Source organism: Mesorhizobium sp. M1A.F.Ca.IN.020.06.1.1, assembly GCF_004023265.1.
GTDB lineage: Bacteria > Pseudomonadota > Alphaproteobacteria > Rhizobiales > Rhizobiaceae > Mesorhizobium.
Genome location: NZ_RZSR01001603.1, coordinates 1 through 695, shown reverse-complemented (window position 1 = coordinate 695; position 695 = coordinate 1). Strand labels below are relative to the sequence as shown.

Annotated in this window: 1 pseudogene; it reads left to right on the top strand. The window is 61.2% G+C overall.

What is annotated here, in order from left to right:
- Positions 1–112: 112 nt before the first annotated feature.
- Positions 113–651: pseudogene (locus EOA60_RS35815) on the top strand (ISNCY family transposase); the annotation flags it as partial.
- Positions 652–695: the final 44 nt, after the last annotated feature.

Sequence of the window (695 nt, the reverse complement as noted above, 5' to 3'; positions counted from 1 at the left end):
CTTCAGGTCGTTCATTCGCAGCGAGCATGTTCGGCCTCTCCGAGTAAGGTGTTGATTGAAAGCGACCTCACTTTGTCACAGCGCGGATCGCTATCCACCTCCTCATAGGATCTATCAGGAGCTGGCGTTCCATCTTGAGGACTCTGCCTCGTTTCGCGCTTTTGCCCGCCTACCATTGTCATGGAGCCCCCAGAAGTCAGTGCTGCAAAAGACGATCGGCGCGCTGCGGCCCGCGACCTGGGAAAAGATCAATCGGGTACTGCTGTCGAGCGCTCGGCAAGCGAAGCTCGAAGACGGCGCGGTGGTGCGGCTGGACAGCACCGTGACCTCGGCACTCATGCACGAGCCGAGCGACAACAGCCTGCTTTGGGATGCCGTGCGGGTCATGGTGCGCCTTTTGAAGCGGGCTGATGTCTTGAGTGGTGGCCCAGCATGGCATGGCGCGATCACTGCCGTGCAGCCAAGAGGCGGGCTCGCAAGATCCAGCTCACGCGCGGTCGACCCAATCGCGTCCAACTCTACCGCGAGCTGATCACGATCACCCATGCGACCTTGGCCTATCTGGAGCAGGCGAGCGAGCGTTTGGCCGTGGCCAGCACACCGTCCATAGCCCTGTGGCAGATCCAGGTTCGTCATTATCGGCCGCTGGTCTAACGGATCATCAGACAGAGCGAGCGGCGGGTGTTGGCCGGTGA